At 71.4% G+C, this 25,375-nt stretch carries 15 protein-coding genes; 1 reads left to right on the top strand and 14 read right to left on the bottom strand.

The annotated features are described in order from the left end of the window. Positions 1–46: 46 nt before the first annotated feature. Entirely contained in the window at positions 47–841 is a 795-nt protein-coding gene (locus QMG73_RS10600; RefSeq protein ID WP_281894094.1) for an AraC family transcriptional regulator, read from the top strand. Here the strand turns inward: QMG73_RS10600 and QMG73_RS10595 are convergent, their stop codons facing one another. The 14 genes from QMG73_RS10595 to QMG73_RS10530 form a co-directional block, all read right to left on the bottom strand. Continuing rightward, the gene (locus QMG73_RS10595) at positions 842–1,096 is read right to left on the bottom strand and encodes an acyl carrier protein (RefSeq protein WP_281894093.1); all 255 of its coding nucleotides are present in this window, start codon (positions 1,094–1,096) and stop codon (positions 842–844) included. Continuing rightward, complete coding sequence (locus QMG73_RS10590) at positions 1,093–4,053, bottom strand: non-ribosomal peptide synthetase (protein WP_281894092.1); 2,961 nt, start codon at positions 4,051–4,053, stop codon at positions 1,093–1,095. Before QMG73_RS10590 ends, QMG73_RS10595 begins: the two co-directional genes overlap by 4 nt. After that, the gene (locus QMG73_RS10585) at positions 4,050–5,525 is read right to left on the bottom strand and encodes a class I adenylate-forming enzyme family protein (protein ID WP_281894090.1); all 1,476 of its coding nucleotides are present in this window, start codon (positions 5,523–5,525) and stop codon (positions 4,050–4,052) included. The genes QMG73_RS10590 and QMG73_RS10585 overlap by 4 nt, the downstream gene beginning before the upstream one ends. Beyond that, on the bottom strand, positions 5,522–10,921 hold the full coding sequence (locus tag QMG73_RS10580) for a non-ribosomal peptide synthetase/MFS transporter (RefSeq protein ID WP_281894088.1): 5,400 nt from the start codon (positions 10,919–10,921) through the stop codon (positions 5,522–5,524). The genes QMG73_RS10585 and QMG73_RS10580 overlap by 4 nt, the downstream gene beginning before the upstream one ends. Beyond that, complete coding sequence (locus QMG73_RS10575) at positions 10,918–14,001, bottom strand: amino acid adenylation domain-containing protein (protein WP_281894087.1); 3,084 nt, start codon at positions 13,999–14,001, stop codon at positions 10,918–10,920. Before QMG73_RS10575 ends, QMG73_RS10580 begins: the two co-directional genes overlap by 4 nt. Further along, complete coding sequence (locus tag QMG73_RS10570) at positions 13,994–14,722, bottom strand: HAD family hydrolase (protein ID WP_281894086.1); 729 nt, start codon at positions 14,720–14,722, stop codon at positions 13,994–13,996. The genes QMG73_RS10575 and QMG73_RS10570 overlap by 8 nt, the downstream gene beginning before the upstream one ends. Then, positions 14,719–16,023, bottom strand: a complete 1,305-nt coding sequence (locus QMG73_RS10565; protein ID WP_281894085.1) for a glycosyltransferase family 2 protein — start codon at positions 16,021–16,023, stop codon at positions 14,719–14,721. The genes QMG73_RS10570 and QMG73_RS10565 overlap by 4 nt, the downstream gene beginning before the upstream one ends. Before the next feature lies 1 nt (position 16,024). Then, entirely contained in the window at positions 16,025–17,710 is a 1,686-nt protein-coding gene (locus QMG73_RS10560; RefSeq protein ID WP_281894084.1) for a condensation domain-containing protein, read from the bottom strand. Continuing rightward, positions 17,707–18,747, bottom strand: coding sequence for a putative sugar O-methyltransferase (locus QMG73_RS10555; RefSeq protein ID WP_281894083.1), 1,041 nt, complete (start codon positions 18,745–18,747; stop codon positions 17,707–17,709). Before QMG73_RS10555 ends, QMG73_RS10560 begins: the two co-directional genes overlap by 4 nt. After that, positions 18,744–19,343 (bottom strand): D-sedoheptulose-7-phosphate isomerase, encoded by a 600-nt coding sequence (locus QMG73_RS10550; protein WP_281894081.1) that lies wholly within the window; start codon positions 19,341–19,343, stop codon positions 18,744–18,746. The genes QMG73_RS10555 and QMG73_RS10550 overlap by 4 nt, the downstream gene beginning before the upstream one ends. 362 nt (positions 19,344–19,705) lie before the next feature. Further along, positions 19,706–20,644: a formylglycine-generating enzyme family protein gene (locus tag QMG73_RS10545; RefSeq protein WP_281894080.1), complete on the bottom strand. Its 939-nt coding sequence runs from the start codon at positions 20,642–20,644 to the stop codon at positions 19,706–19,708. Then, the gene (locus tag QMG73_RS10540; protein ID WP_281894079.1) at positions 20,641–22,074 is read right to left on the bottom strand and encodes a sulfatase-like hydrolase/transferase; all 1,434 of its coding nucleotides are present in this window, start codon (positions 22,072–22,074) and stop codon (positions 20,641–20,643) included. The genes QMG73_RS10545 and QMG73_RS10540 overlap by 4 nt, the downstream gene beginning before the upstream one ends. Continuing rightward, complete coding sequence (locus QMG73_RS10535) at positions 22,071–23,813, bottom strand: sulfatase (RefSeq protein ID WP_281894078.1); 1,743 nt, start codon at positions 23,811–23,813, stop codon at positions 22,071–22,073. Before QMG73_RS10535 ends, QMG73_RS10540 begins: the two co-directional genes overlap by 4 nt. Continuing rightward, complete coding sequence (locus QMG73_RS10530; protein ID WP_281894076.1) at positions 23,810–25,375, bottom strand: sulfatase family protein; 1,566 nt, start codon at positions 25,373–25,375, stop codon at positions 23,810–23,812. Before QMG73_RS10530 ends, QMG73_RS10535 begins: the two co-directional genes overlap by 4 nt.

Here is a 25,375-nt window from a genome sequence, read left to right as displayed (position 1 = left end):
CTGTATGCGCGTCGGTCAGGATCACCATTACTGGTAAATTCTCACCATGGGTCGTCATCTTGTCCGCGTCTACCTCGACGCACCGCCCGACGTGGTCAACGTGGGGGTGGGAGTGCACGGCACCACCAGACGGCAGGATGTCTTCCAGCTACCCGACCTGTGGCAGCTGCACCTGTACCGCTACCACGCCGACATCGTCGTCGACGGCGTCGCCCACGCGATCCTGCCGGGAAACGTCAGCCTCGTCCCGCCGCGCGTGGTGGTCCGGTACCAGTACCAGGGGCGCTCCGAGCACCTGTACGCGCACCTGCGCCTGCCCGCTTCGGGCCGGGCCGTCGACGTGCCGGTCATGCAGGACGCGGGTGCGCAGGTGCCGGTGCTGTCCGACCTGATGCAACACGCCATCGACGTGTTCGCACGCAGCCCCGCACAGGCGGTCGCGCAGATCTGGGCCGCCCTCTGGCGGGTCGCCCACCTGGCCGAGTCTACTGAGGACAGAGGCACGCACGCCGCGATCGGCGCCGCTGTCGCGTACATCGAGTCGAATCTCGCCGGACCGCTCGAGGTACCGGCCATCGCGCGGGCGGCGGGCATCTCGCACAACCACCTGACCCGCCTCTTCCGCGCGGAGCTGGGCAGCACCGTGGTCGCCTACATCCGGGCCCGGCGCCTCGCCCGCGCCGAACACCTGTTGCGCTCCTCGACACTGCCCATCGCCGCGGTCGCCGCCAGCGTTGGCATCCGCGACCTCCAGGCGTTCAACAAGGCGTGCAGGCAGGTCCTGCACGCATCGCCAAGAGCCATCCGAGCCGGCGTCAAACCCCCGCCAGGGACGCCCTGATCACGACGTGGGGGGAGCGGAAGTCCGCAGGTAGGCGGCGAGGGCGGGCACGGTGTCGAGGGTGGAGAGGTCGTCGTCTACTTCCACGGCCACGCCGTAGCGGCGCTCTACGGCCTGGATCAGGCGGACGTAGCCCATCGACGTCAACCCCAGCAGCCCCAGCGACTCCGACTCCGCCAGCGCCTCCGCGACGCTGATCTGCCCGTCGCTGGCCTCGGCGACCAAGGTGGCGAGTTCCTGATGGATGTCGGTCACTCGGGCTGCTCCTGTCGCAACTCGTCGATGGCGCTGACCACGCCGTCGATCGTCGGGGTGTCGAAGAAGACGTCGAACGGCACCTCGACGCCGAGCGCCTTCCGGACCCGCGCGGTGATCTGCATGATCGTCAACGAGTGGCCGCCCAGGTCGAAGAGGGTGTCGTCGGGGGCGATCTCGTCGACGCGGAGCACCTCGCACCAGATGCCGGTGACGATCTGGGTCAGGTCCGGGGCGGCGGTCACGGGCGCGGCCTCGGTGCGATCCGGTGCGGGCAGGGCGGCCCGGTCGAGCTTGCCGTTGAGCGTCTGAGGGAGCCGGTCTAGCCGGACGTAGTGCATCGGGATCATGTACCGGGGCAGGGTCTGCGCGACGTGCGCCCGGATCGGCGGTAGGTCGCCCGCGCCGACCAGGTAGGCCACGAGTTCCGACACCCGGACCGCCACCGCAGCCTGCACCACCCCGGGCGCGCCGAGCAGCGCCTGCTCGATCTCGCCGAGCTCGATGCGGTGCCCGCGCAGCTTGACCTGGTTGTCGGCCCGACCGAGGAACTCGATCTCGCCGTCGGCGCCGAGCCGCACCTGGTCGCCGGTGCGGTAGATCCGCTGCCCGCCGGCGCCGGTCACGAACCGCTCGGCGGTCAGCTCCGGCCGTCCCCGGTAGGCGCGGGCCAGTCCGGCGCCGCCGATGCACAGCTCACCGGGTACGCCGACCGGGGCCGGTCGCAGGCGGGAGTCCAGGACGTGCAGGGTGGTGTTGGCGAGCGGCTGACCGATGGTGACGCGCGTCGGGGCGGCCGGAATCGAGGCCGCCGTGGACCAGATCGTCGTCTCCGTCGGCCCGTACACGTTGATCAGCCGGTCGACGAGCGGACGCAACCGGCGGGCGAGCGGCAGCGGGAGCGCCTCGCCGCCGCTGAGCGCGGTGATCGGCGCACCGGTCCAGCCGGCGTCGAGGAGCATCTGCCAGCTGGAGGGCGTGGCCTGCACGTGGGTGATGCCGGCGTCGCGGATGAGGCGGGCGAGCGTGGCGCCCTCGCGGACGGCGGCGTCGGCGGCCACCACGACGCGGCCGCCGGTGGTGAGCGGCGCGAACAGTTCGAGGCCGCTGATGTCGAAGGAGAGGGTGGTCAGGTTGAGCCACCGGTCAGTGGGGGCGGCGCCGATCAGCTCTCCCATCGCGGCGATGAGGTTGGCCAGCGCGGCATGGCCGATCTCGACGCCCTTGGGCCGGCCGGTCGAGCCGGACGTGTAGATGACGTAGGCGAGCCCGTCCGGATCGGTGGCGGTCGGCTCGGTGTCGGGCTCGTCCGCGAAGGCGGCCAGGCCGTCGAGCGGGAGCAACTCGGCGGGGAGCCCGGCAGGGGCGGCCGAGACGTGGCCGAGGATCAGCTTGATGCCGGCGTCGGTGGCGATGTAGTCGAGCCGGCCCACCGGATACGTCGGATCCAGCGGCAGGTAGGCGGCGCCCGCGGCGAGGATGCCGAGTACGCCCGCGACGAGCTCGACGCCCCGCTGGGCGCAGAGCCCCACGACGTCGCCGGAGCCGACGCCGCGCCGGCGCAGCCCGTGCCCGATGCGGTGTGCGGCGGCGACCAGCTCCCGGTACGTCATCGTGCCGCTGTCGCCGACCGCGGCGGTCGCGTCCGGAGTGGACTGTGCGGCCGCGCGGACCAGGTCGAGCACGGTGGTGGCCGGTCGGGGCCGCGCGGTGGCGTTCAGCCGGTCGAGCAGCGCCAGCTCGGCCGGGACCAGCAGGTCGAGGCCGCCGAGCGGCCGATCAGGATCGGCAAGAGCCGCGGCGAGCAGGACACGCAGGTGCCCGGCGATCCGCGCGGCGTCGTCGGCCGCCAGCAGCCGCTCGGGTACATGGATCCGCCCGCTGAGGCCATCCGGTGCGTCGACCAGGTGCAGGTGCAGTGCGCTGCGGACGGCTGCCGGTGCGAGCAGCCAGTCCACAGTGGCTGACTGAGTGGTCAGTCGGCGGTAGCTGATGGAGACGGGAGCGAGGGCGGGGCGTGGTGGCAGGCCGGGAAGCGCGCGCCCGAGCGGCACCTCGCGGTACTCGTAGACGGCGCGCGCCTCGGCCCGCACCGCGCGCACCAGGTCGGCGAAGGACGCCGCCGGGTCGACCTCGACGGTGACGGGCAGCTCGTTGACCCACATGCCGAGCTCGCCAGCCGTCTCGGGGCGGCGCGTGGACAGGTCGACGGCCACCGAGGGGACGCCGTTGCCGTAGCGGGCGAGCACGGCGTGCAGGCCCGCGAGCAGCAGCTCGAACCGGGTCGCCCCGAGCGCGGCCGCCCCGGCTGTCAGGGCGGTGTCCAACTCCCGGGTCCACTCGATGTCGAGCTGAGTGGCGGGTTCGGCGGCGGTGGGTGTACCCGACAGGCCGGGCAGGACGACCTCTGTGGACGGTGCCGGGCGCTGGGACCAGAAGTCGCGCGCCGCCGGGAGCGCCCCGGCGATGCGGCTGGCCTGTGCCTGTACAGCCGCCGCCAGCGCGGTGGGTGAGCCCGCGTCGAGCGCCTCGCCGGCGATGGCCCTGGCCAAGTCGGCGACGAGCACGTCCTTGCCGCCCCCGTCGAAGACCAGATGGTGGGCGACGATGAGCAGGACTGTGCTGCCGTCGCCCGCTCGCAGCGCCGCGCAGCGGGCGAGCGGGCCGGCGGTGAGGTCGAAGCCGGCGGCGATCTCGGCGGCGATGGCCGCCGCGCCGGCCTCGCCGTGGTGGACAGTCGCGGGATCGGTGGGCACCAGCAGCGGTACGCCGTCCGTCTCGACCACAGTGGACGCGAGCAGCGGGTGCCGCTTGGTGACCGCGGCCCACGCCTCATCCACGGACACCGGGCCCGGCACGGTCAGCGACACGGCCAGCGTGTACGCCGTCGAGGCGCCGCCGGCCCGTTCGGTGAACCAGATGCCCTGCTGGGCAAGGGTCATCGGGATGCCAGTCATGAGTTCGCCTCTCGGTCGAAGAGTGCGCGCAGTCGGTGTTTGACGACCTTGCCGCCGGCGTTGCGCGGCAGTTCGTCGACGTGGGTGATCCGGCTCGGCTGCTCGTGACCGGCCAGCCGGGTGGCGAGGAACCGGCGCACCTCACCGAGGCTCAGCGGGCGGGTGGCCACGAGCGCTGCGGCGGGCGCCATGCCCAGTACCGGATCGGGCAGGCCGAACACCGCGGCTTCGACGATCTCGGGGTGCTCGTGCAGGGCCGCCTCGACCGCGACCGTCGACACCTTGTCGGCGCCGCTCTTGATGACGTCGCTTTCCCGGTCGACGAGGTAGAGGTAGCCGTCGGGGTCGAAGTAGCCGAGGTCGCCCATCCGGGTCCAGCCGTCGCGGAACACGTGGCGGGTGGCGGCCGGATCGTCGTGATAGGACCGTGCGGTGCCCGCGCAGCGCATCCACACCTCGCCGGTCACCCCGGCGGGACACGGCTGGCCCGCGTCGTCGTACACGCGCAGCGCGCCACCGGCGACGACCTTGCCCAACGCGCCCGGCCGATCCGGCTCGAAGACCACTGTGGACTGTGTGGGCGCCGCCTCGGTGGAGGTGTAGTAATTGACGATGGTGGCGCGGGGCAGCGCCGCCGCGAGCCCGGCGGCCACGGTGGGTGGCAGGGCCGCGGCGGTCGAGCCGAGCAGCGCCACGCTCGTCATGTCGTGGCGTTCCAGCGCCCCGGAGCGCAGCAGCTCGATCGCCATCGCCGGCACCACGAAGACGCTGCCGACCGCCTGCCGCTCGATCAGCCGCGCGAAGTGGTCGGGGCCGAACCGGGCGGTCACCAGCATTCCGGCGTGCGCGTAGAGCGCGTTGAACAGCATCGTCTGGCCGGCGTTGGTGCCGATCGGGAACGCGTGCAGGAACTGCCGCGAGTGGGCCAGTGGCCGCAGTGGCGGGCGGAGCCGGAAACCGTGGGTCAGGTTGGCGTGCGCGGCGGTGACGCCCTTGGGGCGCCCGGTCGTGCCGGAGGTGTAGAGGATCTGCGCCGCGTCGGCCGGCCCGGGCCCCGGCAACGGCTCCGCGTCGGGCAGCGCCGCGACCGCGTAGGAATCCCAGCACAGCCGTGTCTTCACGTCGGGCGGCTGCGCGGTCGGACCGTACAGCAGGCCGGTCGCGCCGCTGTGCTCCAGCATGTACACCAGCTCGGCGACGGCGCTGCGAGTCGACAGTGGAACAGCGACCGCACCGGCGGCGAGCACTCCGGTGTACGCACACGCGTACGCGACCCAGTCCTGAGCACCAAACAGCAGTCCGACCCGCTCCCCGGCCTGTACTCCAGCCGCCCGCAGCCCGGCGGCGATGGCCTGGGTGCGGGCCTGCCAGGTGCCCAGGTCGAGGGTGTTGTTTCCCTGGCTGACGGCGACGTGTGCCGGCTCGGCGGCGGCGCGTGCGGCGAGCAGCTGCGGCACGGTCGTGGCGTTCACAGTGACCCCCTGGCGCGCAGCGCCTCCAGCCCGGCCTGGTCGTCGGGTTGTGCGTCGGGCACCTCGTCGTCGAACCGGGCGATGCGCGGCACCCGCATCGACACCAGTACCAGGGCCCCGATGGCGCACGCCAACACCAGGTACAGCAGGCCGATGCCGCGGCCCTCGCCGACCCCGATGACCCGCCCGACCGTGCCGGCGAGCGCCCCGTCCGGTGCCATCAAGGGTTCGAGGAGGCTGGAGCCGAACGGGCCGACCAGCGTCCAGCCAATAGGCAATGTGGACCAGGCGATGACGGTGTTGATGGCGAACACCCGACCGTGGAACCGTTGCGGCACCTTGACCTGCACGATGGTGGTGTAGACGCCGTTGAGCAGTACCAGCCACATCGACATGCCGAAGGCGCCGGCGGCGATCAGCCACAGGGCCGGCCGCAGGCCGATGAGGAGGCAGAAGGCCGCCAGCACCAGCGTGCAGCAGAGCAACGTGTGCAGGCGCCGGTGCCGCGGCCCACCCCAGATGCTCATCGCCAGGCCGCCGAGGAACGCACCGACGCCGCCCGCGACCGACACCTGCGCGACCTGGTCGAGGCCGGCGAAGGCCAGTACCAGAGGCGTGACCATCAGGAAAAGCGGTGACAGGAACACGTTGAGGCCCATGAAGAACAGCAGCATCGCGCGGAAACCACGGTGCCCCCACGAGAACCGGAAGCCCTCGCGGATCTCGGTGGCCAGGCTCTCCTTCGAGCGCCACGCCAGCGTGCGGGGGAAGCGCACCAGCAGCACGATGGTAATGGCGACGGCGTAGCTGAGCACGTCGATGATCAGGATGCCGCCGAGGTCGATGACGGCCAGCAGCGCCACCGACAGCAGCGGCATCATGGTGGTGGCGATGCCGCCGACCATCTGCACGACGCCGTTGGCGTGGCCGAGGTACTGCTTGGGCACCAGTTGCGGGATGGCCGACGCGTACGCGAGCCGCTGGAACTGTAGCGACACCGACAGCAGCGCGATCAGCGGGTAGATGTGCCACGTCTGCAGCGAGCCGGTCCACAGTAGGACGCCGAGCAGTAGTTGCGTGCCGCCTGCACCGACGTCGCCGCAGAGCATGACGGCGCGCCTGCTGTGCCGGTCGACGATGGCGCCCGCGACCGGCAGCACCAGCAGGCCCGGGACGAGCCCGGCGACGGCGATCAGCGCGAAGTTCAGCAGCGACCCGGTCTCCTTGAGCACCCACAGCGGTAGCGCCACGTCGGTCAGGGTGGAGCCGAGCAGGGAGATGAGCTGTGCGAGCGCGACGAGCAGGAAGCGACCCATGCTCGGCTGCGGCCCGCTGGGCGCGACTCTTCCGGTGGACCGGGAGGTGTCGTGCAGCCACCAGGTGGCCCGCGGTCCGCGCGGAGAGGGCTCCTGTGCCTTGTCGACGGTGGTGACGATCGCGGCGAGCTCCTCGGCGCGCCACTTCAGATAGAAGTGGCCGGCCTCGTCGAGCACGACGACGGCTGTCTGATCGGTCAGGAAGTGCCACTCCCGGAAGCGTTCCGAGTAGAACTCGGTCGCCGGGTCGCGCTCGCCGGCCACGGTGATGATCGGGGCGCGCAGCCGCTCGGTGTCGCCGTGCATCAGCTCGGTGAAGTACGCCTCGGCGCTGTCGGAGTCGCGGCGCATGTTGCGGATGATCTGGCGGGCCTGGCCGGGCTCGATGTCGCTCATGTCGACACCCATGGAGGTCAGCCAGTTGCTGTAGACCTTGTCGGAGCGCAGCGGCTCCATGCGGGTCAGCCGGGACAGCGCCGACCACACCCGGCTCCTGGGCCGGGCGAAGGGGAAGATCGCTCCGATGTAGACGGCGTCGAGCTCGCGGCCGCGCTGCTCCAGGCGGCGGGCGATCTCGACGATGAGCGCTGAGCCGACGCCACAGTGGCCGTAGAGCGCGATGGGCCCGTCGACCTTCTCCAGGATCTCGGTGACGCAGCGCTCCGCGAGAGTGTCGAAGGACAGCGCCTCTTCGTCCAGGCCGATGTCGTGGCCGGGAATGGCGACGGAGAACAGCCGGTGCCCGGCCGGCATTGCGTCGGCGAGCGGCTGGTACACCACGGCACTGCCGCCGCCGTACGGCACGCAGACGAGACTGCGTATCCGTTGGCTGACCGGTACCGGGCGGGTCAGCTCATGTAGCAGCGATCGGGGGCCGCGCTGGTCGGGCGGTACGTCGATGAGCTGGGCCAGCTCGCGAACCGTGCGGTGCTTGAACAGGTCCATGATGGACAGGCCGGCTCCGGCGGCGCGGCGCAGCTTCGCGACGACCTGGATGGCGAGCAGCGAATGCCCGCCGAGGTCGAAGAAGTCGTCGTCGAGGCCGACCCGCTCCACGTCGAGCACCTCGGCCCAGACGCCCGCCACCATGATCTCGGTCGGCGTTTCCGGCGCCGCGTAGGGAGAACCCGCGTCGCGGCCGCGCTGCGGCACGGGCAGCCGGCGCCGGTCGAGCTTGCCGCTCGGGCTCAGCGGCAGCTCAGGCAGCTCGACGAAGGCGCCCGGCACCATGTAGTCGGGCAGCCGCCGTTTGAGGGCGAGGCGGAGCGCGGCGACGTCGACCGGGGCGGTCACGACGAGGTACGCCACGAGCCGCTTGTCGCCGGGGGTGTCTTCGCGCACGACCACGGCGGCCTCGCGCACGCCGGGCCGCTCGCGCAGCGCCACCTCGATCTCGCCCAGCTCGATCCGCAGGCCGCGCAGCTTCACCTGCCCGTCGATCCGGCCGAGGAAGTCCACCGTGCCGTCGGGGCGCCAGCGGGCGAGGTCGCCGGTGCGGTACAGGCGCTGGCCGTCGAGGCCGGTGACGAACTTCTCGGCGGTCAGCTCGGGCCGGTTGAGGTATCCGTGCGCCAGCCCCACGCCGGCCAGGTGCAGCTCGCCCGGTACGCCCACCGGCAGCGGCTGGCCGTGCTCGTCGAGCACGTAGACCCGCGTGTTGTCGATCGGGGCGCCGATCGGCACCCGGGCCACCCCGGTCAGGTTCTCGACCGTGCAGCGGTAGGCGGTCACGTCGATGGCGGCCTCGGTCGGCCCGTACAGGTTGTGCAACTCGGCGCCGGGCAGTGCGGTGAGCGTGCGCAGTGCCAGGTCGACGGGCAGCTCCTCACCGCTGCAGATGACGCGGCGCAGCGAGGTGCAGCTCGTGATCCCGTCTTCAGTCAGGAAGATACCCAACATGGACGGTACGAAGTGGACGGTCGTGACACGCTCGGCGACGATCAGGTCGCGCAGGTAGGCGGCGTCCTTGTGCCCGTCCGGCCGGGCCAGCACCATGCGGGCGCCGGCGAGCAGCGGCCAGAAGAACTCCCAGACCGACACGTCGAACCCGACCGGGGTCTTCTGCAGCACGGTGTCGGCCGCGGTCAGGCCGTAGCGGCGCTGCATCCAGTGTAGCCGGTTGACGATGCCGCGATGCCCGTTGACGACTCCCTTGGGCTGCCCGGTCGAGCCGGAGGTGTAGATGGCGTAGGCGGCGTCACCGGGGCCGGCAAGCGGCTCCGGCGCGGTCGTGGCGGCGCCCGCCCACACGGCCGGGTCGTCGAGGGCCAGTACCGGGCGGTCGGCGGGCGGCAACGCGTCTCGCGCTGACCCGGCGGTCAGTACGGCCACCGCGTCGGCGTCGGCGAGCATGAACCCGAGCCGCTCGGCCGGGTGGTCCGGGTCCAGTGGCAGGTACGCCGCGCCGGAGACCAGTACGCCGAGCAGGGCGGCGACGAGGTCGGGGCTCCGGTGCGTGCACACCGCGACGAGCCGTCCGGGGCCGGCACCGTGCTCGCGCAGCCGGTGGGCGATCTGGTTGGCGCGCGCGGCCAGTTCGCGATACGTCAGCGTGGTGCCCTCGAACGTGACCGCGGGCGCGTCGGGGGTGGCGGCCACCCGGGCCTGGATGAGCCCGTGTAGCGTCGCGCCGTCCGGAAACTCGGCCGCCGTGTCGTTCCACGAAGCGGGCGGGCCGCCGGCGATGAGCAGGCGGCTGAGTGGCCGGTCAGGGTCGCGCGCCGCCTCGCGCGCGAAGTCGACGAACGTGTCGGCGATCCGCCGCACCGTCTCGCCGGTGAACAGGTCGCGGTTGTAGATGAACGCGCCGGCGAGGCCGTCGCCGTCGACCAGATCGAGCTCGAGGTCGAAGCGGGTCGCGACCGCCTCGACGACGAACGGCTCCACGCGGAGCGCCGTGCCGAGGGCCTGGCTCGCGTAGGTGCGCATCGACAGGGCCGCCTGGAAGACGGCGGAGCGGCCGAGGTCGCGCGGCACGTCCAGCGCGGCGACCAGCTCCTCGAACGGCAGTTCCTGGTGGGCGTACCCGTCCACAGTGGTGTCTCGCACCCGGCGCACGAGCTCGGTGAAGGTGGGGTCGCCAGCCGTGTCGATCCGGTTTATCAGCATGTCGACGAACATGCCGACCATCGGTTCGAGCTCCGCGTGCGTGCGCCCGGCCTGCGGCGACCCGATCGCGAAATCCTCCTGCCGGGCAAACCGGGCCAGGACCGCCGCGTAGGCGGCGAGCACCACCATGTAGAGCGTGGCGCCGTGCGCGAGCGCGAGGCGCTTGAGCGCCTGCGCCGTCTCGCCGTCGAGGCGCACACCAGCCGGAGCGCCGCGAAACGTCAGCTCCGCGGGGCGCGGCCGGTCCGTGGGCAGGTCCAGCGGGGGTACGCCGCCGAGCCGCTCGCGCCAGTACGCGACGTCGCGATCCCGGCTGCCATCGGCGAGCCGCTGTCGCTGGCGGTCGCGCTGCCACACCGCGAAGTCGCCGTACTGCCTTCCCAGCGGCGGCAGGGAGTCGCCGGCCAGCAGGGTGAGGAGCTCGCCGACGAGCAGGTCGACCGACCAGCCGTCGCAGACGATGTGGTGCGCGGTGAGCGCGAGCACGTGGTCGTCGGGCCCGATGGCGTACAGGGCGGCACGCAGCAGCGGACCCCGGGTCAGGTCGAACGGTGTGGCGAGCCGGGCCCGGACCGCCTCGCGCACCCACTCCTCGCGAGCCGCGGTGCTCGTGCCTTCCGCCTCGATGACGTCGAGCCCGATCGGCATGGTGTCGTCGATGTGCAGCACCGGCTGGCCGTCGAGGGTGGCGTCGAAGCGCATCCGCAGGCTCTCGTGCCGGGCCGCGACCGTGTCCAGGGCGGCGGCGAGCGCGGTCGTGTCCAGCGCCCCGCCCAGCCGCAGCACGACCGGCACCGTGTACGCCGCCGTGCCCGGCGCGTACTGCTCCATGAACCACAGCCGCTCCTGCGCCAGCGAAAGCGGCACCGCCGTCCCCGGCGGCCGGGGCGCGATCGTCTCGACCGGTGCGGTGGTCCGCTTGAGCCGCGCGGTAAGCAACGACCGCTTGGCGGCAGAGAGTTGATCCGTCACGGTTGTGCCTCGGCGGCGGCTAGCTGGGCGGCGGCCTCTTCGTCGGTGAGCCGGTCGATCTCGGCGATCAGCGCGGTCTCCACCGCCTCAGCGAACCCGGCGACCGTGGGGTACTTGAACAGCAGCCGGACGGGCAGATCGAGGCTCACCGCGGCCCGGAGGCGGGCGATGACCCGGAGCGCGAGCAGCGAGTGTCCACCGAGGACGAAGAAGTCGTCGTGCGCGCCGACGCGCTCGACGCGCAGCAGCTCGGCGAAGATGTCGGCGACCAACTCCTCCGCGTCGGTGCGCGGCGCCTCGTAGACGGTGCGGACCTCGTCAGCGACCGTCGGCGCCGGAAGCGCGGCGATATCGACCTTTCCGTGCGGGGTCAACGGCAGCGCCGGCAGCGGCACGACGACGCTCGGTACGAGCAGCGTGGGCAGCCGCTCGGCGGCGTACGCGCGCACGTCGTCGACGCTGGCTGTGCCGGTCACGTAGGCGACGAGAGTGTCCGCGTGTGCCGTTACCGCCGCCTGGCCCACGCCGGGGTGTCCAGTGAGGACGGACTCGACCTCGCCCGGCTCGATCCGCACGCCCCGCACCTTGAGCTGCCGGTCAAGGCGGCCGAGGAACTCCAGCACCGGCTCGTTTGCGCGCCACCGCGCCCGATCGCCGGTGCGGTAGAGCAGACCGCCGCTGTACGGGTCGGGACGGAACCGCTCGACGGTCAGCTCCGGCAGGCCCAGGTAGCCGTCGGCGAGCCCAGTACCGGCCAGGCACAGCTCGCCGGCCGCGCCACGCGGCACGAGCCGTCCGGCCGTGTCGAGCACGTAGGCGCGTACCCCACCGAGCGGGCGCCCGATCGGTGGCCGCCGGCCGGTGTCGGCGGCGCCCAGGTCGACCGCGGTGGCGATGATGGTCGCCTCGGTCGGCCCGTACGTGTTGGTGAGCCGGATCCGGTCGCCGTGCCGGGCACGCCAGCGGGCGACCGCCGCCGCGTCGACCTGCTCGCCGCCCAGGATCACCAGCCGCAGCGCGGCCGGCCAGTCCGGCACGACGTCGAGCAGCGCCTGCCAGTACGCGGTCGGCAGGTCGAGCACGGTGATGGCCGGGTCGGCGGCCAGTACCTCCGGCAGCGACTGCGGCCCGTCCGGCAGCAGCACCAGCGTGCCGCCGCTCGCGAGGGTGGGCCAGATCTCCTCGGCGTGCGTGTCGAAACTCAGCTCGGCGAACTGCACGACCCGGTCGGCGTTGGTGAGCCGGTAGGCGTCGACCATCCACGCGACCCGGCCGTCGAGAGCATCCCGGCCAACGAGCACCGGTTTCGGGGTACCCGTGGAGCCAGACGTGAACAGCACGTAGGCGGGATCGCATGTGGACGCTGGCGCTGCCGGTACACGATGGACGCCATCGGCGGTGATCACGGCGGCGACGGAGGCGTGCTCGACGAGCGTCGCGCGGCGCCGCTCGGGCAGGCGCGGGTCAACCGGGACGTAGCCGGCGCCGGCACGCCACGTCGCGAGCAGGGCGACGACCATGTCCGGGCCGCGCGGCACGCTCACACCCACGAGCTGGCCGGGCCGGACCCCTGCGTCGCGCAACGCGCCGGCCAGCGCGCCGGCGCGCGCCCACAGCTCGCGATAGCTGACCCGGTCGGCGCCGCTGACCACGGCGACAGCTTCAGGCGTACCGGTGGCAGCGCTCTCGATGCGGTCGAGCAGCGGCGGCCCTTCGGGGATGGCCGGTCCGGTGCCGATGCGCAGCAGCTCGGCTCGGGCGGGCTCGTCGACGAGCGGCAGCGACCGTACCGGGGTGTCCACATCGGCCAGTGCGGCGTGCAGCACGGTGGCGAACCGGTCGACGAGCGCCTCGGTGGTCGCCGGGTCGAACAGGTCGGCGCTGCAGGTGAGCTGGACGTCCATCCGGGCCTCGTTGTGCCACGTGTCGATCACGGTCGAGCTGACGAACACGTCCATCGCCACGTCGGTGATCGTGCGCCGTATCCCTTCGCCGAACTCCTCGACGCCGACGCCCTCGAAGCCCTGGAACCCGGTCGCCGACACGTCCATCGTGGAGTGCAGCGTGAATGCCGCCTGGAACAGCGGGTTGCGGCTCGGGTCGCGGGGCAGGTCCAGGTCGGCGATGAGCCCCTCGAACGGGATCTCCTGGTGGGCGAAGGCGCCCATGCAGCTCTTTCGCGTTCGCAGCACCAGGTCGCGGAAGGTGATGTCGCCGGAGAGGTCGGCGCGCAGCAGCAGCATCCTGGTGAAGTAGCCGAAGACCGACTCCGCCGCCACCTCGTCGCGTCCCGCGACCGGGGTACCGACGACGATGTCGTCCTGCCCGCTGGCCTGCCCCAGCGTCAGCTGGTAGACCGTCATCAGCAGCATGAACGGTGTGCAGCGCAGCTTCTGGGCCGCCTGGCGCACCGCTGTCCACAGTGCCCCGTCGAACACCCGGGTCGTCGAGACTCCGGCCGAGGTGCGCACCGGCGGGCGTGGACGGTCGAGCGGCAGCTCCAGCACCGGCGGCTCGGCCAGCGCCGCCCGCCAGTACTCGCGTGCGGCCTCGTCGGTGCCCTGCCGGGCGTGGGCGTGGTCGAGCGGGCGCAGGCCCGGCTCGGTGGAAGCCACGCCACGGTACGCCTCGGCGAGCTGGACGTAGAGCAGGTTCATCGACCAGCCGTCGCCGACGATGTGGTGCGTGACGACGCAGAGGACGTGCTCGCGCGGGCCGAGGCGATACAGGCCGACCCGGAGCAAATGCCCCTCGGCCAGGTCGAACGGGCGGGCGATCAGCTCCTCGACGGCGCGCCGCGCCTCGGCCTCGCTGGTCACGTCGGCCCGCTCGACCCGGGTCTGCCGTGCGGGGAGCACCTCCTGCACCGGGTCGCCGCCGGACTCGACGAACCGGGTGCGCAGGCTCTCGTGCCGGGCCGTGACGGCGTCGAACGCGTGGATCAGCCGGCCGGTGTCGAGGTCGCCGCGCAGCAGGACCGTGAGTGAGATGTGGTAGGCGGCGTCGCCCGGTTCGAGCCGGTCGAGGAACCACAGGCGGCGTTGCGCGGCGGTCAGCGGGCCGCGATCGCGTTCATCCATAGTAGACACGTCCCGGTGTGGCCAGCAGGTGTGCGAGCAATGACAGCAGGCCGGGGTCGCGCCAGTCGCGAAATACCGCCGAGGCGCCGGCCGCGCCGACCGATGCCAGGTAGTCCGGGGCGCGCACGGTGGGCATGGCGACGAACGGGCTGCCGGCCGACCGCGCGGCCGCCATGCCGGTGAGCGAGTCTTCGAAGACCAGCTGGGCGACGGGCTCCACGTCGAGCCGTCGAGCCGTCTCCAGATAGATGTCGGGCGCCGGCTTCGGCCGCGGGACGTCTTCCAGCGTCACCACGCGGTCCTCGCCGAACATCGGCAGCAGTCCCGCCCGATCCAGGATGCCCACCGCGATCTCGCGCTCGGTGACGGTGCCCACGGCTACTGGTAGGCCCTGGCGGCCGAGCTGGTCGAGTATCTCGCCGACCCCGTCTCGCGGCACGATCTGGCTCACGGCGCCGATCGCGGTCGTGAAGTAGCGCTGCTTCGCCGCGAGTATCTCGGCCGGCGCGGCACCGGCCGGAGACAGCGCCGCGATCCCGGCCGCCACCACGGCGTCGGGGCCGCCGATGAAGTTGGGCACGCTCCGCCTCGCCTGCTCCCAGGTCAGCTCGATCCCGACCTCCCGGGCGGCCCGCAGCAGGGAGTCGTGGTGGAACCGTTCCAGGTCCACCAGCGTGCCGTCGAGATCGAACGCGACGGCGAGGATCTGCCCGCCGGTCACCGCCGCCCCAGCCTGACGACGGCCATCTCGTCGTCCTCATAGGAGATGCGGGCGTCGTACCGGGGCTCGACGATGGACAGCAGGTACTCCAGGTCGTCGATCATCCCGATGCCGTCGGCGGGATCCCGGCGCAGGCCCTTCGACAGCACGAGCACCGCTACGCCGGCCACCCGGAGGCTGTCGATGATGAGCGCGGACAGGTCGATCGGCGTGAGCATGCGCCACAGGTCGATGTGCACGGCGTAGTCGAACGAGCCGTCCGGGTACGGGGTGCGGACACCGAACAGGTGCGGGTTGTCCGGCCCGAACGGCAGCGCGTGGTCGATGCTTGTCGCCCGGCCGGTCGACATCACCGAGTCGACGTCGAACCCGATCCAGAGGCTGCTCGCCGAGTCCGGCAGGGCGACGGCCTTGCGGACGGCGTCGCCGGCGACCCGGGCCGGGTGGTCGCGGATGAACTCCCGGCAGTCCTCGTAGAACGGCAGGGTGCGGGCGACCCGGCGGTGGTCGCCGGACGGATGCGTGAAGAACTCGATGTCGTAGTGCCGGTACTTGCGGACCAGGTAGGGCAGGACCGGCTTGGTGTTCTCCCACTCCGTGTACCAGTCGCGGAAGTGTGGCGTGTGGTAGCAGACGGCGTCGGGGTCGTACCGGAAGCGGCTGTTGTCACGCCCGAAGTGCCGGTAGATCCGGTAGGTGAAGTCGGTGTCCTCGTATCCCCATTGGACGAACGACTCGTCGAACCCGCCGATGCGCAGGTAGAGGTCGCGGGGGAGCGAGAGGTTGTGCGTGAAGCCGAACATCCACGCGGTGCGCCGGTACACGTCGAAGCCGGCGTCGCCATCCCGCAGGGGCCGGTCGCGGTGGTCGCCCTCCATCGGCAGCAGGTCAGCCTCGTCGGGCATCGCCTCCAGCAGCGCCGAGAAGGTGCCCCAGCTGGGCTCGACGCGCCGGCCGTACACGACCGCGGGACGGGTGTCGCCGGGGCGCCGCAGGTGCCGCTCGACGAGGTCCGGTGCGGCGTAGGAGTCGGCGTCCATGAGCAGCAGCCAGTCGGCCCGGGACTGGGCCACTCCGAAGTTCCGCGCCGCCGACCGGCCCCGGTTGGTGTCGTGCCGCACGTATCGCAGCCGCAGCTCCGGCTCGAACCGGTCCACCACCGCGCGGATGTCCTGTGTGGATGCGTCGTCGACCACGACCACCTCGAACTGGTCGCGGCCGGCGGTCTGGCGTGCGAGTGACCCGAGAGTCAGCTCCAGGCACCTGGCCTGGTTGTACGTGGGCATGATGACCGACAGCACGCTAGCCTCCCTCGCCGGCTCGACCACTGCCCTGCGCGAGCACCGGTTGCCGCAGCCACTCGTCGTGGAGCTCCGGCCGGGCGGGCGCCGCGCCGCACACGACGTACCGGTGCGGCGCCATGCTCAGGTGCCCGTCGAGCCGGCCCGTCACAGCGGTGTGCAGCCCCTCGGGCGTACTGGGACCGGCCGCCACGACGTACGCGACCAGCTGGGCCGGCGCCTCCACGAACACCCCGGAAGCGACGACGTCTGGCAGGCCGGCGACGAGTGCGCGCACCGCCTCGACGTCGACCCAGCAGTTGTCGACGTGAGCCCAACCGGGGGACCGGCCGAGCGGCGCGATCCCGACCAGGTCGGCGACGCGTTCGAGGGTCAGGTCGCCGCTGTCGAGCATCTCGATCAGCACCAGCTCCAGCCCGGCCAGCACCTTCCGCGCTCCGGAGGCGGTCAGGTAGCGGCTGTCGCAGAACAACTCGATGACGGCGCGCGAGCGCAGGGCCTTGACGTGCACGTACAGCTTCAGCCGTTCGTTGTCGCGGCCCTCCAGATCGGACACGAGCGTCGACGCGGTCATCTCGCGCAGCGCGGCGACGTCGTGAACGGCCGGCGGCATCCGCACGCTGCCCGGCTCGGGCACCACATTGACCGTGGTCTGAAGCTCGAAATCGACGCCTCGCCGATGCTTCACCGAGGCCAGCAGCCGCGCCACGTCGCGGGGGTCGCTCTGGCCGCGCAGGTAGGCCACCGTCGACGCCTTGTGCGCGTTGCGGATGGTGCCGGCCAGCGACCCGGCGTCGAGCCGTATCAGCGCCGGCGCCGCCTGATAGAACGTGCCCACCGACGCGGCGTCGACCGGCGTGAACCGGTTGCCGGTCGCGAGCAACACGGGCACGGCCTCCGTGCCGGTCCTGATGCCCACGACCGTCGACAGCGCGGCCAGCAGGACTGCGGCCGGCCCGACGCGGTGCCGTGTGGCCAGTGCCTGCGCGGCCGCCGCCAGCGCCACCGAGTGAACGCCGACGCCGGGAAACAGCGGGGTCTCGCCGGCCTCGGGCAGGGCGGGGAAGGCGGTCTGCGGCGCGGTCTCCAGCACCCGGCGCCAGTGCGCGAGGGACAGGTCGCTGGCGTTGCGCCCCTCGACCGACGCCTCGAACGCGGCCCGGTCGCGCGGCTGCCAGCCGGCCTGCTCCTGCCAACCGACCTGCGTATGCCCGGCGTCGCCGTCGCGCAGCAGGTCGAGGAATTCCTTGCGCAGCACCACGCATCCCCAGGCGTCGACGGCGAGATGCGAGAACACGAACACCACCTGCCGGGGACGGCCGCCGGCGACGACGACGCTCACCCGCAGTGGCCACTCGGTGTCGTGGCGGAACGGCTCTCGCCAGAGCCGTTCCTCCTCCTGCTCGGCGAGCCGGCGTACGCCGCCAGGCTCGGTCTCGTGGACCTCCATGGGCACGGCGTCCGCGGGATCGGCCCGCTGCCGTGGCTCGCCGTCCGCGCCGACGGTGAATCGGGTACGCAGTGACTCGTGCCGCCGCACCAGGGTGTGCAGGGCATCGCGTACGCCGTCGAGCGTGGCGCCGGTCGGCACGTGCACCCGGAACCGGAGGCTGATGTAGTGGTTGGCCGGGGCCAGTGACTGCAGGATGTCCCAGACGAACCGCTGCCCCCAGGTCAGCTCGTTCATGGTGCGGCTCGGCGGTAGAGCATGAACCAGTCGCCGATCCCGACCAGGTCGCGCACGTCCGGGTCGGTGATGGTCGGCTCGCGCGCGGCGAGCACGTATCCGTGGCGCTCCAGCACCGGCCCGAAGTCCAGCCGCACGTAGTCGTCTTCCAGGCTGAGCAGCTGGTCGCCCTCGTTGGGCACGATCATGAGGGTGGGCACGCCGGAGCGCGCCAGCAGCTCGATCCAGGCCTCGATGACGGCGATCGGCATCTCGGAGAAGCTGTGGATGTTGACCGCCAGGTCAGGACGCTCCGCCGGCAGCCGGTCGGCCACCTCGTCGAGCCGCAGCACGGTCGCCTTGTGGTCCACCTTGCGGTACCTGAGGTACTGCTCGCTGAGGAACGTCGACTCCGGGATCGCGTCGACGCACAGGTACCGCTTCAGGTCGGGAACGCTCTCCACCATGCGGTGCGCGAGGCGGCCGTAGCCGGCGCCGATGTCGACGACGGTGAAGTCCATCTTGGACAGCAGCCCCCAGTGCCGGTCCAGGAAGTACATCTCGTTGACGGAGTCGAGCAGGTCTCGGCTGGCGGTCGGCATGGTCTGGAAGTCGAACGCCCAGCAGCCGAAGGCGCCGTCTTCGCCCGTGCGCTCCAGGAGCTTGTGGGTGTCGAGCGCGCTGACGTAGCGGGCGAACAGGAAGAACTTCAGGCGCGCGTTCTCGCCGAGCTGGCGTAGCTGCCAGACGTACGCGTTGTCACCGCGGAAGTACGCGAGGTTCAGGTCACGCAGGCGGCGGCTGCGCCGCCAGAAGCTGCCGGCCTTGAACGGCGAGGCGAGCTGGCTGTATCGCCCGCGCAGCGCCACGAGGTCGGGGTGGCGATCGTCGAGCACGGCGGCCATGCCCGGCGGTAGCGGCCGCGAATCGTCGTGGCGACCCTTGCCGGAGTGGATCCGGTAGCTGGTGAGCTTCGGCGAGGTGCGCGTGAGGGTCAGTCCGAAAAGCCCGATGAGGTACCGGATCGTGAGGAAGATCCTGGAACCCTTGCGATTCACCGGGTTCGCCCATCCGTGTATCGGCAGGCGTCGCCGCCGCGCAGCACCCGCACCGCCATGTGGCCGAGAGCCACGTGCAGATCCTCGGTGAGGCCGTAGTCGGCCTGGCCGAAGATGACCGACCGGTCAGCGAGCCGCGCGATCTCGCCGGCGTTGCCGAGCGCCGCCAGCACGGTCATGCCCAGCTCACGACCGGTGTTGGCCGCCCGCACCAGGTTGGTCGAGTGGCCGCTGACGCTCAACAGCAGCACCACGTCGCGCGGCCTGCCCCAGCCGACGAGTTGGCGCGAGAAGATCTCGTCGTACGAGAAGTCGTTGGCGATGGCCGTGACCCGCGCGATGTTTTCCGTCAGCGCGACTGCCTGCGGTGCGCTGCTGAGCCGGTCGGAGGCCGCGGTCAGGTCGCTGGCGATGTGGATGGCCGCGGTGCTGCTGCCGCCGTTGCCGGCCACGAAGACCCGGTCGCCGGCGCGCAGCGCCAGGACCAGCGTCTCCAGCACGTCGGTCATCGCGCCGGTCTCGAGCTGGGCGAGAGCCAAGGTGAGATCGTCGACGTACTGCTTGACCACGGTCTCGGCCCCGGTGGGCGTGCTCATCGGGGCGCGCTCGGGCGGAGTCCGAATTGGACCGAGAGAGCGCTCTCAGTCTGTCTATTGTAGAACATGAAGACAGGATCCTCCTCGACACCCGGGACGAGGACGGCGACGGGCGCTGCACTGCGTCAAGTCGCCGTTCCCCCGTGGCTTGCGAGGAAGATAACAGCCATCAATGCGTGCGGCAACCCGCGATCTTGCAATGGTCGATGTGTCCCTGGATGCCCTGCTACACAACATATCCAGGGCATCTATCTACCCTTGTGCATGTGTTTGATTTATCCATAGTGGACGTTAAGGTGTTCGATCAATGTGAGAAATTCTCGATCTGAAAACACGCTGAAACGGCAGGACAGGCGGCGCTGTCAAGGGGTGGCGGCGCACCGGAAGCCCAGGTTGCCGGCGGAGCTGCCCGGGTCGTTGCTGGTGCGGGCGGCCACGCGGTACCGGTTGCAGTAGGAGTCGTGGCACAGGTAGGAGCCGCCACGCATCACGCGTGCCGTCCCGGTGGCTGGACCGGTCGGGTCGGTGGACGGTGACGCGTCGTGTGCGGTGGTCCACCAGTCGGCGCACCATTCCCAGACGTTGCCGGCCATGTTGTGCAGCCCGTATCCGTTGGGCGCGAAGCTGTCCGCTGGCGCGGTGCCCAGGTAGCCGTCGTCCATCGTGTTGAGTGTGGGAAAACGGCCCTGCCAGATGTTGCATCGCTGCACGCCGTCCGGGGTCAGGTCGTCGCCCCACGGGTAGCGTGCCTGCACCAGGCCGCCACGCGCGGCGTACTCCCATTCGGCCTCGGTCGGCAGCCGCAGCCCCGCCCACGCGCAGTACGCCAGCGCGTCGCCGTGGTCGACGTGGATGACGGGGTGGTCCATGCGCTCGTCGATGGAGCTGGCGCCGCCCTCGGGCCGTCGCCAGGTGGCGCCCTCCACGCCGCACCACCAGGGCGCGGACCGCGGGCGCCGCGCGGTGCGGCGCACGTCGTCGGGCAGCAGGCCGTCGAAGACGAACGACCAGCCGTACCGTTCGGCGCCCGTGAGGTGGCCGGTGTCCGCGACGAACGCGGCGAACTCGGTGTTGGTGACCGCCCGGCGCGCGATCCGGAACGGCGAGAGGGTCACCTGGCGCACGGGCGTCTCGCCGTCGGAACGGTTGCGGTCGGCGTCGGTGGTGCCCATGAGGAACGTGCCGCCGTCGAGCGATACCAGGTCAGGGTCCGGCCTGGCACCGGGAGTGGCGACCGGCGCCGCGCCGTGCGGCGCCGCCGGCTCACCCCGCGCCGGGGCACAGCATCGGTGCTCGCTCATGGGGACGGGTGGGGGAGGGCTACGTCCGGGCGGCGGGGGTCGCGGGTGTAGGGGAACGCGTCGGTGGTTGCCAGGAGCCAGCGCAGGACCTCGTCGCGGAAGCGGCGTTCGGTGTCGGCCAGCTCGGGGCGGCCGGCGAGGTTGACCAGTTCACTCGGGTCGGCTTCGCGGTCGTAGAGCTCCGGCGGGTCGTAGAGCCGGTGTACGTACGTCCAGCGCCGGTCGCGGACCGCGACCGCCTTACCCACCAGCGACGGCCGCGCGTGCTGAAGGTCGGTCTTCGCGTCGTACGGGAACGGCGCGTGCTCGTACTGCGGCTCCTCCTCGATCGTGAAGCCGCCCTCGCTGAAGGCGAACGCCCGGTGTTCGTCGACTTCGCCCCGCAGCCGTGGCACGAGGCTGCGGCCGTAGTGGCGGTGGGTGTCGTCGGGTACGCCGGCCAGCTCCAGCAGGGTCGGAAACACGTCGATCAGCTCGACCATGCCACCGTCGACGCCGCCTTCGGGTATCCCGGGGCCGGCGAGGATGAGCGGGTTTCGCAGGATGTTGCCGGTCATGGAGGTGGGCCACTTCTCGACGAGCCCGTAGTCGCCGAGATATTCGCCGTGGTCGGCGAAGAACGCGGTGACCGTGTCATCCGCCGCGCCGATCGCGTCGACGGCGGCGAGTACCCGGCCCAGGTGGTGGTCCATCCGGCTGACCATCGCGTAGTAGATCGCCGTGATCTCCCGCCAGGTCTCCGCGGTGACATCTTGGATCCCGTACGCCTCCCGGATCGCTTGGTGAAAGGCCGGTTCAGAAGAGGAAGGGATGGGCGCGGGATCGGGCATCGCGGCCGGGTCGTACAGGGAATGCCACGGCTCCTGGGACCGGAACGGTACGTGCGGGGCGAGCAGCGGCACGAACAGTACCCACGGCTGTGGTGGCCGGGCGGCGAGCCACCGTTCGGCGGTCTGAACCGCGGCCTCGTCGAAGTCGAGCGAGGAGTCGACCTTACCGACGAGGAACAGCCGGGCCGCCGTCTCGTCGCGGTACGCGATGTCCTTCGCCCACTTCATCCCCGATGGCTGTACCGAGAACCCGTACTCGTGCACGCTCCGCTCGGTGGCGCCCGGCGCGAACGTGTCGCCGCGCTCGCCGACCCACGCGACGTGATATCCGTTGTCCTTGAACGTCTTGAGGAAGTTGGGCTCCCCGGCTTCGAGGAGGTACGTGAGCGACCGGTGCCCACGCACGTGGGGGTACCAGCCGGTCAGAAACGACGCCCGGCTGGGGGAGCAGACCGGGTGCTGGGCGTACGCGTTGTCGAAGCGGGCACCCCGGGCGGCGAGGGCGTCGATGTGCGGTGTGGACACGACCGTGTTGCCGAAGGCACCGACCGCGTCGGCCCGCAACTGGTCGGGTACGAAGACGACGACGTTGGGTCTCATGACAGCCTCTCGGAGAGCAGCCGCAGCACCGGCTGAGGGACCACACCGATGGCGAACGCGGCGATCTCGACCACCGTCAGGTGCCCCGATATCGACCGCATCGGCTCGCGGGTCAGGCCGGGCGCGTGCGCGGCGAGCACCGCCGCCGCGTCCGGGTTCGCGAGCAGGTCACACAGCGGAGTGTGTACGCTCACCGGCCCGCGCGGATAGTCATCGGGAACGATCCGAGCCTGGCCCTGCTCCACCTGCGCCCACTGCCGGCGGACCTGGAGGTGCGCGGCGCCGACCGGCCCGGTGGGCGGCAACCCGATCCGTTCGTACTGGCTGGGCGGTGCGTCGTTGGCGCGCATCAGCTCCACGAGCAGCCCCATCATCCGCAGTTCGATCCCGTCGTCGACGAGTGGGCGCTCCTGGCCCGGGTCGTCCGCCAGGTCGTACAGCAACGTGCCGAACGCGTACGCGTTGGCCATGGTGTAGCCGGGCACGCGCAGCACTGGCACGCCCTTGGTGAAGGTGAACGGCGGGACGAGCTCGGCGCCGCGCAGCTCCTCGGGCCGGAACGGGTGGTGCATGTGCGTCGGCATCAGCGTGTGTTCGAGCAGCGGGGCGTTGTCGGGCGTGGCCGGGGCTCGCATGTAGACATAGCGGCCGTCGGTGACGCTGACGTGCCCGCCGAAGGAGCCGAACAGTGCGGCATCGCGGGCCGTGTCGCGCAGTGGCGTGCCCTGCATGTCGCCCGGGATCGGCACGCCGAAGAAGTCGAGCAGGGTGGGTGCGAAGTCGATGGTCTGCACGAGGTCGTCGCGCCGCTCGCCACTCGCATCCGCGCGCGGATCCCAGACGAACAAGGGCGTGTGGATCGTTTCGTCGTACCAGGGTGCCGCGTTCTTGCCCCACCAGCCGTGCTCGCCGAGCAGGAACCCGTGGTCGGTGACCACCATCAGCATGGTGTCGCGCCACAGATCCAGCTCGTCCATCAGGTCCAGGACGCGGCCGAGCGAGTTGTCGCACATGGACAGTAGGGCGTGGTACCGGTTGCGGGCGTGCTCGACCTCGGCACGGCTCTCCAGTACTTGCTTGTAGTCGGGCCAGTCGAAGTGCGGGCCGTCGTAGTCCTCCGGGTACAGCTTGTGCCAGCGCTCGTAGCTGAAGAACGGCTCGTGCGGGTCGAAGGTCTCGATCTGCACCATCCACCGGTCGGCCGCGGCGTTGGTGCGGATGAACTCGACACCGGCGTCGAAGGTCTGCGTCTGCGGGTGCAGGTCTTCGTTCTCCAGGTACTGCCGGTTGACCCAGTCCTGGCGGTAGGTGGCGTGCCGGCGCCGTTTGAGGTCTTCGGGCATCGGCGGGTCGGCGACCTGTCCCTTCCAGCGGTCACCCTCCTGGCCGCGAAACAGCTCGTAGCTGGAGTACCGGTTGTGGAAGGTGGCGCCGCCGTCTTCCCAGTAGTGCTGGTGGTCGGTGACCAGGTGGGTGTAGACGCCGTGGTGGCGCAACAACTCGGGCATCGAGTCGTCGTACGGCTCCAGCGGGCCCCAGCTGCGGTGCAGGAAGTTGTGCCGGCCGGTGTGCATCTCCTTGCGGGCCGGTATGCACGGCATGCTGCCGGCGTAGCAGTTGTCGAAGGTCTGCGCCCGCGCCGCCAGCCGCTCGAAGTTGGGCGCGTGCACCCCGCTCGCGCCGTACGGCGGCAGGCTGCGCCGGTTGAGACTGTCGTACATGACGACGATGGCTCTCACGTGTGCGGCTCCTTCACCGTGAACCGGCGGGCGAGGGCGGCGTGCCGGCCGGGTGGCCACGGATCGTCGGGCGCGTGCCACGAGACCCGGGTGGCGCCGGGCACGGCGCGGAGGCGCGCTTCGAGGTCGTCGGCCAGGTGTTCGCGACCGGTGGCGCGCAGGTGCGCGACGTACCGGGCCGGGTCGTTGTAGTACGTCGGTCCGATGTGGAGCGTCGTCATCATCGGGTCGGGCAGCGCCCCGGGCCCACCCGTGTAGGTCCAGGTCCATTCTGCCAGCAGCGAGCGCATCCGGGCACCGAGTTCGGGCGACTCGGGCAGCAGGTCGTGCGTCAGGTGCGGGTCGTTGGTGACGTCGAAGCACTGCTCCCACTCGGCGCGGAAGGCACCGGGGTGGAAGGTGCGGATATATAGGTGGTCGCGGGTGCGCACGGCTCGCTGGTACGAGTGGGCGCCGTGGCCGAGCACGAGGTACTCGCGGGAGGCGATCTCCTCGCCGCGGATGGCGTCGGCGAACGACGTGCCCTGCCAGCCCTCCGGCACCGGGATGTCGAGCAGGTCGCAGATCGTCGGGGCGAGGTCGATGTGGTAGAGCAGGCTGTTGTCGCGGCGGGCCGCCTCCGGCAACCGATCGGTCAGACCGGGCCAGTAGACGACGAGTGGCACCCGCTGGATCGGCTCGCTGGCCAGCCCGTGCTCGGCGTACTGGCCGTTCTCGCCGAACGCCTCGCCGTGGTCGGCGCTGACGATGATGGCGGTCTGATCCGCGATACCCAGCTCTTCGAGGGTGCGCAGCAGGTGGCCGAAGTGCTCGTCCCAGTACAGGATGGCGCCGTCGAAGCCGTTGATGAGCTTTTCGAAGTCGGCGCGGTCACGGATCGCGTCGGGCATGGTGTCCGGTGTGGACGAGTCGCGCGGGCCGACGAAGTAGTGCAGGTCGAGCGCGCTGCGCGGGCCGTAGACCTCGGCGTGCGCCTCGATGGTGGCTTGGTCGGGCCAGGCCGGCGCTGGTCCCAGCGCGGCGGCCCGCTCGGCGTACTCGGTGGGGGCGAGGTACGGGGTGTGCGGATCCCAGTACGTCAGGTGCAGGTACCAGTCGTCTTCGCCGGCGTGGCGGCGGATCCAGTCCAGCGCCACGGCGTTGACCTCGCCGGCCTGCTCGTCGTTGAGCTGGTCGGTGGCGCGAATCGACTCCCGGAAGTTGCCCAGGAAGTGATAGGCCCGGTGCCGCTCGGCGAACATCGACACCGCGGCCGTGTAGTAGCCGCCCTGCTGCAGGCGCTGGCCGAGCAGCGGGCGCTGCGGATGCGGCCCGTGCCCACTGTCGAGCCGAAACCGGGCGGCCTCGCCGAAGTGCCCGATGACCCCGTTGGTGATGCCGAACTGACCGCTCGTCAGCGCGGTACGCGAGGGCAGGCAGGGCGAGTCCGAGCAGTAGTAGCGCTCGAACACCACCGACTTCTCCGCCAGGGCCGCCAGGTTGGGTGTGGTGTCGCGGTGGTAGCCGTACGCGGTCGTGTGGTCGGCCCGGAGCGTGTCGACGTCGACGTAGATGACCCGCAT

Origin of the sequence: Phytohabitans aurantiacus, from assembly GCF_027923225.1 — a bacterium.
In the GTDB taxonomy this organism is placed as follows: domain Bacteria; phylum Actinomycetota; class Actinomycetes; order Mycobacteriales; family Micromonosporaceae; genus Phytohabitans; species Phytohabitans aurantiacus.
This window is presented reverse-complemented; position numbering and strand designations above follow the sequence as displayed.